General features: G+C 41.9%; 21 protein-coding genes. 16 read left to right on the top strand and 5 right to left on the bottom strand.

The window, feature by feature from the left end; genetic code table 11:
* Positions 1 to 2 precede the first annotated feature (2 nt).
* A complete protein-coding gene (locus tag LF822_RS16425) occupies positions 3 to 470 on the top strand; it encodes a flavodoxin (RefSeq protein WP_371925938.1) in 468 nt (155 codons plus the stop codon).
* Between the two features lie 168 nt (positions 471 to 638).
* A complete protein-coding gene (locus LF822_RS16420) occupies positions 639 to 1,538 on the top strand; it encodes a M23 family metallopeptidase (protein WP_253925460.1) in 900 nt (299 codons plus the stop codon).
* Positions 1,539 to 1,576: 38 nt separating this feature from the next.
* Here LF822_RS16420 and LF822_RS16415 read toward each other — a convergent pair whose 3' ends face one another.
* Positions 1,577 to 1,990: a DUF3021 domain-containing protein gene (locus tag LF822_RS16415; protein ID WP_253925162.1), complete on the bottom strand. Its 414-nt coding sequence runs from the start codon at positions 1,988 to 1,990 to the stop codon at positions 1,577 to 1,579.
* On the bottom strand, positions 1,987 to 2,445 hold the full coding sequence (locus LF822_RS16410) for a LytTR family DNA-binding domain-containing protein (protein WP_253925161.1): 459 nt from the start codon (positions 2,443 to 2,445) through the stop codon (positions 1,987 to 1,989). Before LF822_RS16410 ends, LF822_RS16415 begins: the two co-directional genes overlap by 4 nt.
* Before the next feature lie 199 nt (positions 2,446 to 2,644).
* On the opposite strand from LF822_RS16410, the gene LF822_RS16405 reads away from it, so the two are divergent.
* From LF822_RS16405 to LF822_RS16360, 10 genes are all read left to right on the top strand, one after another.
* Complete coding sequence (locus LF822_RS16405) at positions 2,645 to 3,562, top strand: aldo/keto reductase (RefSeq protein ID WP_253925459.1); 918 nt, start codon at positions 2,645 to 2,647, stop codon at positions 3,560 to 3,562.
* 85 nt (positions 3,563 to 3,647) lie between these two features.
* Complete coding sequence (locus tag LF822_RS16400; RefSeq protein ID WP_253925160.1) at positions 3,648 to 4,409, top strand: fumarylacetoacetate hydrolase family protein; 762 nt, start codon at positions 3,648 to 3,650, stop codon at positions 4,407 to 4,409.
* Positions 4,410 to 4,508: 99 nt separating this feature from the next.
* Complete coding sequence (locus tag LF822_RS16395) at positions 4,509 to 5,312, top strand: nuclease-related domain-containing protein (protein WP_253925159.1); 804 nt, start codon at positions 4,509 to 4,511, stop codon at positions 5,310 to 5,312.
* A 76-nt stretch (positions 5,313 to 5,388) separates the two neighbouring features.
* The gene (locus tag LF822_RS16390; RefSeq protein ID WP_253925158.1) at positions 5,389 to 5,574 is read left to right on the top strand and encodes a hypothetical protein; all 186 of its coding nucleotides are present in this window, start codon (positions 5,389 to 5,391) and stop codon (positions 5,572 to 5,574) included.
* A 256-nt stretch (positions 5,575 to 5,830) separates the two neighbouring features.
* Positions 5,831 to 6,184 carry a hypothetical protein gene (locus LF822_RS16385; RefSeq protein ID WP_253925157.1) on the top strand — a complete coding sequence of 118 codons (354 nt, stop codon included), beginning with the start codon at positions 5,831 to 5,833 and terminating at the stop codon, positions 6,182 to 6,184.
* A gap of 31 nt (positions 6,185 to 6,215) precedes the next feature.
* Positions 6,216 to 7,592: a bifunctional metallophosphatase/5'-nucleotidase gene (locus LF822_RS16380; protein ID WP_253925156.1), complete on the top strand. Its 1,377-nt coding sequence runs from the start codon at positions 6,216 to 6,218 to the stop codon at positions 7,590 to 7,592.
* Between the two features lie 219 nt (positions 7,593 to 7,811).
* Positions 7,812 to 8,483, top strand: coding sequence for an HAD family hydrolase (locus LF822_RS16375; RefSeq protein ID WP_253925155.1), 672 nt, complete (start codon positions 7,812 to 7,814; stop codon positions 8,481 to 8,483).
* A gap of 135 nt (positions 8,484 to 8,618) precedes the next feature.
* Positions 8,619 to 8,939 carry a hypothetical protein gene (locus LF822_RS16370; RefSeq protein WP_253925154.1) on the top strand — a complete coding sequence of 107 codons (321 nt, stop codon included), beginning with the start codon at positions 8,619 to 8,621 and terminating at the stop codon, positions 8,937 to 8,939.
* Positions 8,940 to 8,983: 44 nt separating this feature from the next.
* Positions 8,984 to 9,307 carry a hypothetical protein gene (locus LF822_RS16365; RefSeq protein WP_253925153.1) on the top strand — a complete coding sequence of 108 codons (324 nt, stop codon included), beginning with the start codon at positions 8,984 to 8,986 and terminating at the stop codon, positions 9,305 to 9,307.
* Positions 9,308 to 9,433: 126 nt separating this feature from the next.
* Positions 9,434 to 9,961 carry a DNA topology modulation protein gene (locus LF822_RS16360; protein ID WP_253925152.1) on the top strand — a complete coding sequence of 176 codons (528 nt, stop codon included), beginning with the start codon at positions 9,434 to 9,436 and terminating at the stop codon, positions 9,959 to 9,961.
* 202 nt (positions 9,962 to 10,163) lie between these two features.
* Here the strand turns inward: LF822_RS16360 and LF822_RS16355 are convergent, their stop codons facing one another.
* Complete coding sequence (locus LF822_RS16355) at positions 10,164 to 10,802, bottom strand: YczE/YyaS/YitT family protein (RefSeq protein ID WP_253925151.1); 639 nt, start codon at positions 10,800 to 10,802, stop codon at positions 10,164 to 10,166.
* Between the two features lie 293 nt (positions 10,803 to 11,095).
* Here LF822_RS16355 and thrC point away from each other — a divergent pair, with 293 nt between their 5' ends.
* The gene (gene thrC / locus LF822_RS16350) at positions 11,096 to 12,199 is read left to right on the top strand and encodes a threonine synthase (protein WP_253925150.1); all 1,104 of its coding nucleotides are present in this window, start codon (positions 11,096 to 11,098) and stop codon (positions 12,197 to 12,199) included.
* Between the two features lie 24 nt (positions 12,200 to 12,223).
* Positions 12,224 to 12,760 (top strand): TspO/MBR family protein, encoded by a 537-nt coding sequence (locus LF822_RS16345; protein WP_253925149.1) that lies wholly within the window; start codon positions 12,224 to 12,226, stop codon positions 12,758 to 12,760.
* 134 nt (positions 12,761 to 12,894) lie between these two features.
* Here the strand turns inward: LF822_RS16345 and LF822_RS16340 are convergent, their stop codons facing one another.
* Both LF822_RS16340 and LF822_RS16335 read right to left on the bottom strand, forming a co-directional pair.
* Positions 12,895 to 13,059, bottom strand: a complete 165-nt coding sequence (locus LF822_RS16340; protein WP_253925148.1) for a YfhE family protein — start codon at positions 13,057 to 13,059, stop codon at positions 12,895 to 12,897.
* Between the two features lie 85 nt (positions 13,060 to 13,144).
* Complete coding sequence (locus LF822_RS16335; RefSeq protein ID WP_253925147.1) at positions 13,145 to 13,399, bottom strand: DUF2512 family protein; 255 nt, start codon at positions 13,397 to 13,399, stop codon at positions 13,145 to 13,147.
* 267 nt (positions 13,400 to 13,666) lie between these two features.
* Between LF822_RS16335 and LF822_RS16330 the strand changes: the two genes are divergently transcribed.
* Entirely contained in the window at positions 13,667 to 14,656 is a 990-nt protein-coding gene (locus LF822_RS16330; protein WP_253925146.1) for an aldo/keto reductase, read from the top strand.
* Positions 14,657 to 14,770: 114 nt separating this feature from the next.
* Positions 14,771 to 15,115 carry an ArsR/SmtB family transcription factor gene (locus tag LF822_RS16325; protein WP_253925145.1) on the top strand — a complete coding sequence of 115 codons (345 nt, stop codon included), beginning with the start codon at positions 14,771 to 14,773 and terminating at the stop codon, positions 15,113 to 15,115.

Genomic DNA, 15,115 nt, shown 5'->3' with positions numbered 1-15,115 from the left:
TAATGATGCCTAAAGTAGTCGTGTTGTTTACCAGTATGTCAGGGAATACCGAAGAAATTGCAGAGATAATTGAAGCTCAATTACAGGCGTTGAATGTCTCTGTGTCCCTGGTTCAAATAGATATAGATGAATTTGAAGTAGAGGACCTGCTTTCCTATGATGCGATCCTGTTTGGGACGTATACGTGGGGCGACGGTGACCTCCCTTACGAATTGGAAGATTTCTATGAGGAGCTGGCAGATATAGATTTAAGCGGAAAGGAAGCCGCGTTGTTCGGCTCATGTGATTCAATGTATCCAGCTTACGGAGGAGCAGTCGATAAGGTTGAGGGTCAGTTAACAGCATGTGGAGCGAAGATTTTGCTGCCTTCATTGAAGGTGGAATTAACACCGGATGAAGAGGACGCGGAACGCTGCCGGCAATTCGCTGAAGACTTTACACATAAGCTTCGCACTCCGTCTACACGTTAATTATTGAAAAGGTTACTGTTACTAGTACTTAAGAAGATTGCAAGGAAGAACCCTTTTAGTAGTGAAAGGGTTCTTCCTTTTTTAAGAGAGAAGGAATTTATCAAGGAAGATCGAATAATTAACTAAGAGAGCTTCAATTTAAACGGGGAGGATTGTGACGTGCAATTCATGATGTGGGTGCAGACCATCGTCTACATAGGGCTGCCCCTGTTTTTAATCATAAGATTGATGAAGACAGACACAAGCCAGAGGCTGTGGTTTATAGAGTGGCTTTCCACAGCCATGTTTGTGGCTTTTATTTTTGTTCTTGGGCCATGGCATATTTTTATTTATTATTTGAGGTATGTATGGGTGGTCTTCTTTATAATCGTTTCTATATTATCCTTTAGAAGAATCCGTAAATTGCCTGTAAAAGGTCCTGAGAAGGATAAGGGTTATAAATTTTCTATGACGGTCAGTATAGTTCTGGCAGTTTATTTCGGTTATTTGGCTGCCGGCGGTTTATCGGGATATGCGGTGAAAAGCGAGCATGAGTCGGTTGAGCTGGAATTTCCGATGGAAGAGGGCGTGTTTGCTGTCGGCCATGGAGGTTCCGATCCATCAATTAACTATCATAATGCTCACCTCAGCCAGCAGTATGCGTATGATATTCTTCAGCTTAATGGCTTTGGGCTGCGGGCGTTCGGAATTACCCCGTCGAATCTGGATCAGTATAAGATTTACGAAGCTGCTCTTTATAGTCCATGCAGCGGAGAAGTGCTGGAGGCAGTAGATGAGTATGAAGATATTTCTCCTCTTCAATCGGAGAGCGATCCTGAAGAGCCAGCCGGTAACCACGTGATCCTGTCGTGTGAAGACACTGAAATTCACATTGCTCACATGAAGCCTGGGACGGTTGAAGTGGAGCAGGGGGATGTTGTAAATACAGGGGCTCAACTTGGCGAGGTGGGAAATACCGGCAACACGACCGAACCGCATCTCCATATACACGCAGAACGAGAGGGAGAAGGCGTGCCTATCACGTTTAACGATCGTTTTTTAAAGCGTAACAGTTTAGTATTTAACTAGAAAGAGCCTCTCAGTTTTTTTGCTGAGAGGCCATTCTTTTATTCTAGACATTCCAGGTCATCATTTAATTTTTTCGATACGTTTTTAAAATAAAGGTAGAAGCAGATCCACATTACAGTATACGTGACAAGTGCAATTCCTAAAAATAAGAGAATACTCTGCCCATCAAGAGAAATCCAGCCGATACCTAACGCCATAATAAAGTAAAGAATCATCACCGTTCCAAAATGCAGAGCCGTCTGCATAGGCAGCCGGAGCGAGCGGATCTCAAAATAAAGGGGACTTACACTGAACAACCACCCGCAGAAGATCGAGCCGAACGAGTTTTTTATAAAAAGACTCCCGTCAAGCATTTCCTGACCTCCGAAATACACCATCCCATTTACTGTTATCACTGTTACAAATGCGCCAAAAAAGATGCCGATCATACTTCTGAAAAGAAAAGTTTTCATTTCTTATCCCTCCTGTTCATTTTTAATACTTCCTTAATCCTGCTGACGTAGTGTCTTGAAGCGTACTCTTTATCACCGGATTTGAAATGTACACCGAGAGTACCGTTAAACGAGGGCTCGAAATGGCTGATTTCATATAGATTAGCAATGACGGACTTTGAAATACGAATGAATTTGCCGGCGGGAAGCTGTTGTTCCAGTTCATACAGCTTTTCCTTTACTTTAAACGTACCTTTGGAGGTAGCTGCGAGTACCGCATCACCTTTCGTATGAAAATAATGTACGTCCTCAGGCTGTAACACATGCTGCTTCTCTCCCAGGTGCCCAACGAGAAGCTCCATGTCTCTATGGTTTAAGTAATCTAGTATCTCTTTAATCGATTCATCCATTTCTCTGCAGTGGATCGTAACACTTGTGGCTTCATAGTCTCGATCAACATCCAATAACACCTTCATTCTCCCACCCCTTTTCAACGCTTCATTGATTATAAAATTAGTATAGTCCTGCGGTTGCTTATTGTCATCATGATCCAGGTGAAACGTCGTTCGTAGATTATGAGCTACGATTTCAATCGTCCAACCTGCAGGTGCACAAGTTACTCTTTTTGTAGAAAAGTGTTAGGATTGAAGAAACAAAAGGAAAGAGGTGCTTATGTTGAAGAAAATCAAGTTAGGCCGCAGTGATTTAGAAGCAGGTGAAATCTCTTTGGGCTGCATGCGCATGAGTGAGCTCAGTCAGAAGGATGCGGCTGAAGTTATTGAGAATGCGATGGAGCTTGGTGTTGATCTGTTCGACCATGCAGATATTTATGGCAAAGGAAAATCGGAAGAAGTTTTTGCCAAGGCCATCAAAATGAATGACGACGTCCGTGAACAAATCAAGCTGCAGACCAAGTGCGGAATCCACGATGGATATTTTGATTTTTCCAAGGAACATATCCTCGAATCGGTTGAAGGCAGTCTGAGCCGGTTGAAAACCGACTACATTGACAGCTACCTGCTTCACCGCCCGGATGTGCTGATGGAGCCTGAAGAAGTTGCCGAAGCTTTTGCAACACTGAAAGAAAGCGGGAAAGTACGTTACTTCGGGGTCAGTAACCAGAATCCGATGCAGATGGAACTTTTGAAAAAGTACTTAAAGGATGACTTAATCGTCAATCAGCTCCAATTAAGTGTCGTACATACACCGGTAATCGATGCCGGCTTTAACGTTAACATGATGAATGACCCGGCCATCGTCCGTGACAGCAGCGTTCTTGAGTACTGCCGCTTAAATGACATTACGATTCAAGCTTGGTCTCCTTACCAGCACGGGATGATTGAAGGACCATTTATCGGAAATGACGCCTTCCCTGAAGTAAATGCCAAGCTGCAGGAGCTCGCTGAGAAAAAAGGAGTCACAGATACAGCAATTGCAACTGCCTGGATTCTGCGCCACCCGGCAGATATTCAACCAGTGGTCGGTACTATGAATCCAAAGCGCTTACAAGCCATTGCCGAGGCTTCCCACATTGAACTGACCCGGCAGGAATGGTATGAATTGTATCGAGCTGCTGGCAATGAGCTGCCTTAAAAACGAAGGTTTCTTTTTATATTTTGAAAGAGGATTCGTGTGTCAACGTATCGAAATAGTGAAGGAGAGAAGGAGGAGATCATCTATGAAATACATTCGTTTTCGAAAAGGTGAAGAAATCTATTATGGAGTGGTCAAAGGAAATTCCATCACCCAGCTTGATGGTGACTACATAACCGGTGATACGCGCCCGCTGGCCAATGAATTCGCACTGGAGGAAGTAGAGGTGCTTACACCCGTGGACCCGGGACAGGTGCTCTGCATCGGTTTAAACTACGAGGCGCACGCTGAAGAGACAGGCAAGCCGATCCCGGAAGAGCCGATGATGTTCATGGCTTCTCCAAGCGCTGTCACAGCCCCTGCTGCGGATATCGTACTGCCAAACCTTGAGCATCGTATCGATTATGAAGCCGAGCTCGTGATCGTGATTGGAAAAGAAGCAAAGGATGTGAAAAAGGAAGAAGCGTTATCCTGCATCTTCGGGTATACCGTCGGAAATGACGTCTCAAACCGCAACCTGCAGAAAAAAGACGGCCAATTTACGAGAGCTAAATCGTTCGGCACCTTTAAGCCGCTCGGTCCGGTTATCGAAACGGAGCTTGATCCGAATAATGTACCGATAAAGCTGAAGCTAAACGGTGAAGTAAAGCAGGAGTCAAATACAAATGACTTGATTCATACGATTGAAGATCTGGTCGTAAAAATCACAGAAGTCATGACCCTGAGCCCGGGAGACGTCATTTACACAGGTACGCCATCCGGAGTAGGCCCGCTGTCGCCCGGCGATGTGGTTGAAGCGGAAGTGAGCGGCATTGGTGTGCTGCGTAATCAAGTGATCTCTAAATAAACTTAAGGTTCCCGATAAGGGAGCCTTTTTTTTGTCAGTCCTCTTTCCTTTTGCTGAAATCATCCGATGTTATAGGTAAAGAAGACAATGGGGGATAAAATGAATATTATACAAAAGCTGTTTCGCAAAAAAGAAGAAACAATTCGGTCCGCAGCTAAAACACCTAAAAAAGATAAGCCTAAAACAAAAGTTGCTGCTGAAAGAATAGGAGAACTGGGAGAATATAAGGTTAATATTCAACTAGATCAGTTTCCAGCTAACTATAAGCACTTAAGTGATCTTATGCTGGAAAATAAGAAAACCCGGTCCGGTTATTCCCAGATTGATCACGTGCTGCTGACCCCATATGGACTATTTGTCATAGAAACGAAGAATTATGCGGGAGAAATTAAAGGAGATAAGCAGGATAAGCAGTGGACTGTTAATAAGCGATATAAAATGAGGAATCCATTTCATCAGAACTATGCTCATGTTGAAGCAATTAAATCAAATATAAACAGCGACAGTCCCCATTCATTTATATCCGTGATTTCTTTTACCAGGAGAGCTATATTCAGTATAAATCCGGAACTTAGAAAAATGCAGTCTAATAACTTATGTGTATATGATACAGAACTTACGGAATTTATTACTCGAAAAATTCAAGTTACTAAGATTCAGAATGAGCGCCCTGCTTATAAGGATGAGGAAATTGAAGAAATATACGCTTCTCTTAAAAAGGCAAATGTTACAGATGACTCAATTAGAGAGAAGCATAAGCAGGCGCTCAAGTCATATTCTTCTACGGAAGCAAAGTGTGAGGTATGTCAAACAAAGGTATCTCAAAAAGTGAAGCAATTTTGTCTTACTAACAAAAAATTTAAAGGGAAAGTCTATTGCTTTGAACATCAGAAAACCTTGTAAAATTTCAATATCTCTAACGATTGGATATTTATGTTAAAATTAAGGAGCATTTAACTTTAAAGAAGGGGGAGGACCTTTGAACAAATACGTAAAATCTTCAATTCTTATTGGGCTGATAACGTTGGTTTCAGCGTTACTCATATTCTTGGTCATTGATTTTCCTTCTCCTTACATTGCTGCTCTAATTATTGCCTTTGTTGTATTTGAAATTAGTTTTTATCATTTGTTTGTTAAAGAGAGACAAAAGAGAAGACCGTTATAAGGGTACAAGCCGTTATTGTATTAAGATATTGCCATTTATGTGAACCAGGTATTGGAGGTCGATATACTTTGCTTCTCTATTTGGGGTCATTTCCATCTAAGATGTCATTAATTATGCAAACCTTAATGGGGTGTTCCGGCCTTGGGCGATTTTTCAGGGTTAATCTCAGAACGTTTATTTGAAAGACGAGGGACAGTTGGACGTATGAAAAAATAAGGGGAAATTAATTATTGCAGGAGTCGTTTCTCTTTGTATTTTGGGAGGAATAACGCTTTGGTTACTGGAACACTCGAAAACTTGGCCAATTCAATATCTTGATTACCGCCCTCCTCTAAATGAAGAGCAGGCTGTTCAAACGGCAACTAAGTCGGCTGAAGGATACTTACCTCAATACCTTCCAGGTAACAACGCTGCCCCATGGGATGTGACACAGGGTATTCGTTCAGCAGACGGTGAGATTGTTGAAGAAATAGAGATAGTTATTGATCAAGGTGATTCTTATCAAGTTGAATTCCGCCATCAAGGAGATTTTTGCCGCCAGCTTTTTATAGAAGTGGATAAGACAAGCGGGCACATTCTAAATAAAGCTCGAGGTACAAGCCAGCAGTGATCATTGTAAATGGAAGGAGTAGGATTTTTCTATGAAGCTTAGAATCATACATACTAACGATGTACATAGTCAGTTTGAGAATTTATCCAAAGCGGTATCGGTAATCGAACCTTTAATCAACGAGAACACGATATTGCTTGAAGCTGGTGATTTTGCAGATTTTAAAAGCATTGAATTACAAGGAACAAAAGGGAAAGCTGCTGTAGAGCTTCTTGAGGCGGTAGGGTATGAAGCGCTCACGATAGGCAATAATGAAATGTTTAACGGAATGGATACACTCGAGTATATGGCTGATGTAAGCTCTGTTCCATTTATCAGTAATAATTTGTTAAAGGCTGATGGAGCCCATATCAACGGGCTGTTTTCAAGTACTATTATACATAAAGAGAGACTTCGAATCCTTGTTACAGGGTCTTCCCCAGATCTTAGGGACTTTAACGAGGGATTGGGGATTCGTGTGAAAGATTACAAAACAGCGCTTAAGCAGGAAATAAGAAGAAATGCTGGTGCCTATGATATTTGTATCGTTTTAAATCACATAGGAACCGAGGCGGATGAAACACTCGCTGAAGAACTACCTGAAATTGATATTATTATTTCTGCCCACGATCACAATTTGTATAAAGAAGCGAAGGTCGTAAATGGAGTCATTATGAACAGCGCTGGTCATTTTGCCGAGCATGTCGGAGTAGTCGACGTTGAAATAAACAACAATGAGGTTCAACTTGTTGATTCTCATAACCTTTCTACGGACAGTGCAAAGAGAAATGAAGAAATTCTTTCTATTTTAAAAGCCAATAAAGAAATAGCCATGGAAAATTTAAGTCATCCGCTTTATTACCTTCATCGGCCATTATGGCATGATGTAATCGAAGAAAATCCACTGACCAATCTTATCGCCGATGGGTTGAAAGAGATCTTGGATTGTGATTTGAGTCTTATGAACAGCGGCATTGTAAATGCGGGGTTGTTTGAGTATGTATCAGAGCAAAAGCTTATTGAAATTTGTCCGTCTCCTCTGAATCCTACGGTGTTCGAAGTAAAAGGAAAGGATCTTTTACAAGCCCTGGAACATTCTCTGGATTCACAAGTATGCCTTTCAGATGGGAAAGGACCGGGATTTCGCGGGAAATATGCTGGACGCCTGCACGTTTCCGGGGCAGTGGTGATCCACAACAATCAGAAAATCTTAGACGTTCAAATAGGGCGAGAGCGGTTAATAGAAGACAGGTGGTATACGGTAGCCAGCTCAGATTATTTGCAGAGGGGTTCGGGTTATTCACCACTTGCATGTAATAGAAATGAGTCTTATACGCCTGGATACATTAGAGATGTGATTAGAACCTATGCTGAGAATGAAGTTTTTCTAGAAAAAGCATTTGAAAACAGATGGGTGAAGAACATTTAATCTAGTGGATCATAATTTTTTAAACAAATAAAAAGGAGGACAAGGCTTTGTTATCAACAGCGGGTATGATGCATTTTGGAGACATAATCTTTCAATTACTTTTCTTTATAGTACTAATAGGCATTATAAGCGGCGTCGTTTCCATTAGGAGAAGAAAAAATAAATAAATAGAATAGAAGATAAATTAAATCGAAAAATTTAATGGTGGGAGCTGAAGAAATGTCACGAGCGATCATCTTTGATATGGATGGGACTTTATTTCAGACTGACACAATACTGGAGTTGTCCTTAGAGGAAACATTTACTCACCTTAGAGAAAGAGGCATATGGAAGGGGGATACCCCGACGGATACGTACCGCGAAATAATGGGAGTGCCGCTTCCGATCGTTTGGAAAACTTTATTACCTAATTATTCAATGGAAATTAGAGAAGAAGTTGATGAATATTTTCTAGAAAAACTTATCGGGAATATTAAAAGTGGAAAAGGAATGTTATATCCTAATGTGGAAAGGGCCTTTAAGTATCTAAAAGAAATGGGATATTCGATTTACATAGCAAGTAACGGTTTAACAGAGTACTTAAATGCAATTGTAGGCTATTATAATTTAGATGTCTGGGTGACTGAAACATACAGCATTCAACAGATCGAATCTTTAAATAAGTCTGATTTAGTCAAAGCTATTATAGAAAAATATAACTTAGAACAGGGCGCCGTCGTAGGTGACCGTCTTTCAGATATCGAGGCGGCCAGGAAGAACGGATTAACCGCAATTGGCTGCCGTTTTGATTTTGCTAAAGAAGATGAACTCAAACAGGCGGATCGGGTAATTGAAGACTTATTGGAGTTAGAAACAATTTTACCTGGCTTAATAAAGCCTCGGGTAAGTTAGACGCTGATCAAAAGAGTCATTTTGAACTTGTCTCCGTTGTTACTTTTTTCTTCACTATTTGTCTTTGTTCCGGAGTGGACTTCTTCTATTTGGGACGTAGATTAGTTTCCGCCACCCATTAAAGGGGGAGATGGTTTGCAGAGAAAAATGAAGCTGTTCATTTTGTTATTTGGGTTTCTCACGGCTTGTTCTCAGGATCGTACCGTCGATTGGTATGAAAGCTTTAGATTTACCGGTACTGTAGAAGATAAAATGACAGAAGAAAGATTGCTCGTTATGAAAGAGTACAAGGAACCGGATGGAAGAAGAAAAGGAAATATTTACAAAATTCCAGTTGAAAACATTAATGAGTATGAAGCAGGCGACAAACTTCAAATCATTGTGGAAAAAAATACGTCAAGTGATGAATGGGACTTAGATCACATGAGGTTTGAGATTGAACATGTGAAGAATTAATATTTATTAACAGCTTAAGGTTTGAAGGAGGAGTTAGAAATAATATGGAGATCTTATTAACTCTCATAATCATTCCAATAATCTGGTTAGTGGTTGTAGGGTGGTTTACAGGTAAGAAAGATTACATATTTAAACGAAACGATGATAAGAACAAGCAGAGAATTAAACAAAAAGCAGTAGTGCAGAGCTGGGCTGTGCTCCTTCTTTTCTTACTGACAAACTTTCTTTTTGATGTATTTAACCTGGGTGACCCTCGTTTGAATGGGGAAGCACTATATCCGGAGCTCTTTTACTTGGTTGTTGTAGTCTTAAGCTATTTCTTTTTCTATTTTCTTAATCTGAAGCGAGCAGGAGCTGTGGAAGGTTGAGAATCTTTGTTCATTGTAAAGTCACGAACTGAAAATGAAGAAGCGTTTGGCCGTCCGGCAGCGTCTCTAGCGAAATAAGAAATGAACTACATAGCAGATGCAGTGAAGGATAAAGGGGGAGTTAATATGAAAAGAGTAGTGATCATTGGCTCAGGCGGTGCAGGAAAATCAACACTGGCCAGAAAGCTTTCCAAATTAATTGATGTCGAAGTCTTCCATCTGGATTCGTATATGTGGAGGCCGGGTTGGGAGCTGGTTTCAAGAGAAGAACAAGCGTCTATACAATCAGAACTGGTGCAGCAAAAAGAATGGATTTGTGACGGTAACTACGGCGCTACGATGGACATTAGGCTTCGGGAAGCCGATACGATAATTTTTCTGGATATGCCCCGTATCTTGTGTTTGTACCGTGCTGTTAAAAGGGTAGTGACATACTGGAAGCAGACGAGGCCGGATATGGCGCCGGGATGTGAAGAAAGATTCTCTTGGGAGTTTCTAAAATGGATATGGAATTACCCTGAAAAGAAGCGTCCCGGTCTCCTCCAACGCTTAAACGAGCATGCTTTGGAAAAAGAGATCGTTCTTCTGTGTTCCTCTCAAGAAGTGGATGATTTCCTGCTCAGCATTAATAGAAAGCGGGAAACGGCATTATGAAGGAAAAGACAGAAACAACGATCTTCATAATTGCCCATAATTTTGTCTATTTGCCCATAAGTTGAAATTATCGCCCGTAAAATCGTGAAATGGCCCATAAACGGCGATAAGCGCCCATAAATCGAGACCAGCTTACCCCACTTGATAATTTCTTCTTCTGAAAGGTTTCTCAACAAAAAAAGTCTTCCCATAATAGGAAGACTTAAATGACTTCTTCTTGTACCTGTTTACCTTGCGGGTGAAATCTGTAGTAAAGAGGATAGGCTCTTAAATAACAGAATTGAATGACCGGTCCAAGGAATAACATCGGTGCTATAGTACCTAATCCGACAGGTCCTCCGATGAGCAAGGCAAGAGATGTCATAATCACTGCCACCACGGTCTGTCCGACCATGATGCTTAAGTTGAAACGGGCACTCACTGCCAGGAATAATTGGTCCACCGGTGCCCGCGGGAATTGCGGCAGAATATAAATCGCTACGCCAAGACCAATAAAAGCGACCCCTGCTAATAAAGTCATTACTTGCAGTACATACGGAGCGGAGGCTAAATCTACATGGCTAAAAACAATTTCCAGCCAAAAGTCCAAAATGATACTTTCCAAAAGTATCGGAACCACAGCCCGGGTCTCGGGCTTCTGCTTCATTAAAGAAGCGTTGACGAAAACAATCAACAGCTGGAAGGCACCATACCAGAATCCAACCGTATAGCCAAGGTGATCAGAAACACCGATAAAGAAAGCCGTCCAAAACCCGGCCCCTAAAGTTGCATTAATTAATAAGGCCACTCCAAAAAAGTTAACCAGCATCCCCGTCAGATAAATCACTGAACGATACAGCATGACATCCTCCTCCTTTCTAAAAAAGTGATCACATCAGAGGGTTTCCTCAGAAATGTGACCACATTTTATTAGCGATTATTTTATGCGTCAATCGAAAATCATTAATGAAACTAAATTGTCAATTTTTAAATACCATCTCACTGGATCCACTGCTGGGATAGGGACACTATATTTTCCAGCTGCAATCCTGGAACCGTTTTACTAAAGGCATTACAGAAATCCAGCAAAAAGGTATTATGGAAATAACGAGAATTAGGGACCCGGGAATTGTCCTGTACAAGGAGCGAAGAAGAATGAAATATAGGTTTATTGATGGCAACGGGCAAGAATACCTGCCAGATGTGGAGCAGTGGAGGCCGGAAGAAGGTATCTTTAATATCAAATCATATGATGTCAGCTTTCCGAAAGAAAAATTGATAAAACGCCAATCAACCATGTGGAGGTACAAGGAAGCTTTACCTTTTGATAATTCAGAAGCCTATTCTCAAGTTACGCTTGGAGAGGGAATGACGCCTCTGGTTCTTCTGGAGCGAGAGCAACCCAATTTTTATGTAAAACTGGATTACCTTATGCCGACCGGTTCTTTTAAGGATCGCGGAGCCGCTGTTCTGATTGCCAAAGCAGTGGAACTAGGAGCAGCTTCAGTGATAGCCGACAGCAGCGGCAATGCAGGGACTGCGGTCGCTGCCTACTGTGCACGTGCAAACTTAGACTGCCGCATTTATGTGCCTTCTTCAACGTCGGAGAAAAAGTTAGCCCAAATCGAGGCTCATGGAGCGAAGATCTTTAAGGTCCAAGGTTCACGGGAAGACACAGCGGAGGCTGCTAAGAAAGCAGTGGAGGAGGAAAAAGCTTTTTACGCCAGTCACGTCTATAATCCTTTTTTCTATGAAGGGACGAAGACATTTGCTTTTGAGATTTGGGAGCAGCTGGATTACGAAGTCCCTGATAAGGTAATTCTTCCTGTAGGCAATGGAACACTTGTATTAGGAGCATATATCGGTTTTCAAAATTTAAAGAGTGCCGGCGTTACAGACAAACTTCCAGAAATTATTGCTGTCCAGTCGGAAGGGTGTGCGCCAATTGCGGATGCCTTTCACAGCAACGAAAAGGTATCACTGGTGGAGACCTCGCATACTCAAGCGGAAGGAATCGCCATCGCTGATCCCCAAAGGGGCGATCAGATTATTGAGGCTGTAAGGGAAACGAAAGGAACAATCATAGTGGCTCCGGAACAGGATATTGTTCTTGCAAGGAAAGAGCTGGCGGGTAAAGGGTTTTATGTAGAACCTACTACAGCTGCGACGTATGCAGCATATCGAACTTATCAACCACAGCTGGTCGATTCAAATGAGCTCGTTGTCCTTTCTTTATGTGGCTCTGGGTTGAAGAAATAGAACTCTTTTTAAGATTCATCCGCTTTGGTTAATCTTGAGGTTTTATGTAAAATATCATGGACAGCAAGCAGGCTTGATAACTTAGGGGGACATTATATTAAACAGTTACTTACCAGCTTATTGACAGTAATGACCTTCGCGGTTTTAGGGAATGCTTTTGTAGGAAATTCCATAATAGAGTGGTATATGGAACTCGAAAAACCGTGGTACCTTGTTCCTCTGTGGGCATTTATAGTGGTAGGAATTCTCTATTACATTATGGCTGGAACCATAGTATACAGGCAGCTTGTAAATTTTACGGAGTCTAAGCGGCGAAAGACAGCCTTTCTATTAACGATAGGGATGCTGGCGGGAAACGAAGTGTGGAATTACTTGTTTTTCGGATTGAAAAGTACGTTTTTAGGTTTTATCAGTTTAATCCCTTTTCTTATGCTCGTCGCAGGATTAGCTTATACGCTGAAAAAAGTGGATCTATTTTCTTTTGTAATCCTGATTCCCTACCTTTTCTGGCTGGGGTATGACTTGATTTGGACATACGGCTTACATATGGAAAACATATAAATAACTAAAGCAGCTTCCTGAAAAGCTGCTTTAGTTATGGTCTATGAAATTATAAATTCCCAGACTGTGGATCTCTTTTTTAAAAGAGTGGCATCCACCTTCAGCCCCTAGAAACTCGCGCTTTGATATTTATATTATTTCAAGTCAGGGTTTTCCTTTTTTGCTTCGTTTACATTTGGTTTGCGGTATCCACCTGCTTTATCCGCCTGTTTAAATTCTTTCGAGTAGCGGACTTCCTGAGCGTCCGATACGTCGATCCCATTTCCTCTTACAGGTTGATACTGTGTGTTTTTTGACATAGTGTTCATCCTTTCTTCTGGAATTGGGTTATATTGAATTTTTCCCGCGTGTAGGAAGTAATAAACATAAGCTGCAGGACAATTATTAATAGTTAAAAGAGGCACGAAGCTCGGGTTCCTTAGCGATATAATTGTGGAAGAAAAATTCTCCAGCTCCTAGAACAATTCCGGCTAAAACGCCTGCTGAAACCGAAAAGGATTGATCTGGATTTCCCAGACTTGAACCTACAATGGCTATAATGATGATGGCTATCCCTGCATCTGCAGTGGATGCGACCCTATTCGTGGTCTTCGGATAGATAAATAAATCATCTAATACGTAAGAAACTGCTCCAAGCACGAAATAATCGCTAAAATAGTGGTAAACGAAACTCCGGCTCTTCTAGACCCACCTTAATCTATTTATTACATAATTCCCACGCACGAACAGACTAAACATTAATCGACTCTGTATTTTATGGAGGGGCATCCTTATATTACTTTTGAGTGCCTATGATACTTTAAAGTGCGTTCTTCTCTAAACAGCCTATAGGTTTCATAATTAATATAGAAGGATAAATAAGTAATGGCTATCCATTAAATAGAAAATGAACTGGAGGTTTATAAAATGAAACATTTAATAGAGGGAAGACTCGGATTTGGTACGGCACCTTTAGGCAATATGTATCGTAATATTCCGGAAGAAGAAGCTATGGCAACCGTGGAGGCTGCCTGGAATCATGGTATCCGTTACTTCGACACCGCTCCGTTTTACGGTGCAGGATTGGCAGAGCTCCGACTTGGAAAAGCCTTATCAAAGCATAATCGTGATGAGTATGTGTTGAGCACGAAAGTAGGCCGGTATATGCTCGATGAGGAGGAGAAGCCGTCGGACGGAGGTTTGTTTGCACACGGGCGAAATAATAAAGTTGTCACTGATTACAGTGGTGATGCTGCTCTTCGTTCCATTGAGCAGAGTCTCGAACGATTGAAAACAGACCGCCTGGATTTCGTTTATGTTCATGATATTGCTCAGGATTTCCATGGGGATGATTGGCTGTCCAAATTTGAAGAAGCGCGTAAAGGGGCTTTTCGTGAGCTGACCCGCCTTCGTGAAGAGGGGGTCATTCAGTCTTGGGGGCTCGGTGTGAACCGCGTCGAACCGATCGAAATTGCAATGGAGCTCGAGGAAGCTAATCCAGATGTAAGCTTAATGGCTGGCCGTTACACGCTGCTTGATCATGACAAAGCCCTGCAGCGAGTACTGCCGAATGCCGTAGAGAAAAATGTAAGTATCGTAGCCGGCGGTCCGTATAACTCGGGTGTGCTCGCAGGAGGTAGTCACTTCGAGTATCAGGAGGCACCTGAAGAGATGATTTCAAGAGTTGAGAAAATCAAAAGTATAGCGGAGCGCAATAACATCAGCGTGAAGGCAGCCGCACTGCAGTTTACGCTGGCTCATCCAGCTATTGCGGCTGCTATCCCCGGTGCCAGCCGTCCTGAGCGGATTGAAGAGGATCAGGCTGCTCTTGAGACTATCATTCCGGCTGAATTCTGGCAGGACATGCGTGAACAAAACTTGATTTCACCAGAGGCACCGGTTCCCGGGAATAAATAAAAAGCAGTATATGAATTGACGCCATTCCGGATAGGGGATGGCGTTTTATTTGTCTGCATATTTTAATTAACCAAACGGTTGAATATAAATGGGTAATCTTATATATTTAACTATATGGTTAACTATAATAACGACGAAGAATTAAATGCGATCTTCCATGCCCTTGCTGATTCAACGAGAAGAGAAATGATTCACATGCTGTCTCAGAAAGAGAGCACGGTATCGGAGCTGGCTGTCCCCTTTGATATGTCGCTCGCTGCAGTGTCCAAGCATATTAAAGTGCTGGAACGAGCGAACCTTGTAGAGAGGAGTGTAAAGGGCAGAGTCCATAGTTGCCGGCTGAATGCCGGCTCTTTAGAGAAAATCACTGCATGGCTGAACATGTACGAAAGGTTTTGGTCGAAGAGGTTTGACGTACTGGAAGAAGAATTACTCAAAGCGAAAAAGAAAGAACATTAA

The sequence above is a fragment of the Halobacillus sp. A5 genome, assembly GCF_024189315.1.
In the GTDB taxonomy this organism is placed as follows: domain Bacteria; phylum Bacillota; class Bacilli; order Bacillales; family Halobacillaceae; genus Halobacillus_A.
Note: the sequence above shows the minus strand (reverse complement) of the source record. Positions and strands in the feature narration are given on the sequence as shown.

Bases quoted from the DNA above. Each gene is read 5' to 3' on its own strand.
- LF822_RS16410 (WP_253925161.1), bottom strand. From the start codon at position 2,445: ATGAAGGTGTTATTGGATGTTGATCGAGACTATGAAGCCACAAGTGTT.
- thrC (WP_253925150.1), top strand. From the start codon at position 11,096: ATGAAATATAGGTTTATTGATGGCAACGGGCAAGAATACCTGCCAGAT.
- LF822_RS16400 (WP_253925160.1), top strand. From the start codon at position 3,648: ATGAAATACATTCGTTTTCGAAAAGGTGAAGAAATCTATTATGGAGTG.
- LF822_RS16340 (WP_253925148.1), bottom strand. From the start codon at position 13,059: ATGTCAAAAAACACACAGTATCAACCTGTAAGAGGAAATGGGATCGAC.
- LF822_RS16325 (WP_253925145.1), top strand. From the start codon at position 14,771: ATGGTTAACTATAATAACGACGAAGAATTAAATGCGATCTTCCATGCC.
- LF822_RS16380 (WP_253925156.1), top strand. From the start codon at position 6,216: ATGAAGCTTAGAATCATACATACTAACGATGTACATAGTCAGTTTGAG.
- LF822_RS16425 (WP_371925938.1), top strand. From the start codon at position 3: ATGATGCCTAAAGTAGTCGTGTTGTTTACCAGTATGTCAGGGAATACC.
- LF822_RS16420 (WP_253925460.1), top strand. From the start codon at position 639: ATGATGTGGGTGCAGACCATCGTCTACATAGGGCTGCCCCTGTTTTTA.
- LF822_RS16365 (WP_253925153.1), top strand. From the start codon at position 8,984: ATGGAGATCTTATTAACTCTCATAATCATTCCAATAATCTGGTTAGTG.
- LF822_RS16415 (WP_253925162.1), bottom strand. From the start codon at position 1,990: ATGAAAACTTTTCTTTTCAGAAGTATGATCGGCATCTTTTTTGGCGCA.
- LF822_RS16375 (WP_253925155.1), top strand. From the start codon at position 7,812: ATGTCACGAGCGATCATCTTTGATATGGATGGGACTTTATTTCAGACT.
- LF822_RS16395 (WP_253925159.1), top strand. From the start codon at position 4,509: ATGAATATTATACAAAAGCTGTTTCGCAAAAAAGAAGAAACAATTCGG.
- LF822_RS16330 (WP_253925146.1), top strand. From the start codon at position 13,667: ATGAAACATTTAATAGAGGGAAGACTCGGATTTGGTACGGCACCTTTA.
- LF822_RS16360 (WP_253925152.1), top strand. From the start codon at position 9,434: ATGAAAAGAGTAGTGATCATTGGCTCAGGCGGTGCAGGAAAATCAACA.
- LF822_RS16355 (WP_253925151.1), bottom strand. From the start codon at position 10,802: ATGCTGTATCGTTCAGTGATTTATCTGACGGGGATGCTGGTTAACTTT.